The organism is Brevibacterium sp. SIMBA_078, from assembly GCF_046534565.1.
In the GTDB taxonomy this organism is placed as follows: Bacteria; Actinomycetota; Actinomycetes; order Actinomycetales; family Brevibacteriaceae; genus Brevibacterium.
This window is the reverse complement of the sequence record NZ_JAWRYQ010000684.1, coordinates 1-228: the sequence shown is the minus strand read 5'-3', so window position 1 is coordinate 228 and position 228 is coordinate 1. Positions and strand designations below refer to the sequence as shown.

1 protein-coding gene is annotated in these 228 nt (G+C 35.5%); it reads right to left on the bottom strand.

Annotated features, from left to right (window positions below; genetic code table 11):
• Positions 1 to 228: hypothetical protein (locus tag SB749_RS21210; RefSeq protein ID WP_410712059.1), on the bottom strand; the 228-nt coding region annotated here is incomplete at both ends.

The window sequence follows — 228 nt, the reverse complement described above, 5'->3', positions numbered from 1 at the left end:
CTTTAATTGTATCTAAATTAAAGTTAATATCGCCATTTACGTTTTCTAAGCGAATATCATTGGCCGTCGAGTTTGATGTAATATCGCCATTAACCGCACTAAAACGAACTTCACCGCTAGATTGCTGATCATCAATCGAACCATTAACAGTTTCAAATTGAACTTTACCATTAAGTGCTTTTGCCTTGATGTCACCATTTACAGTGGTCAGCTTAATATCGCCATTAA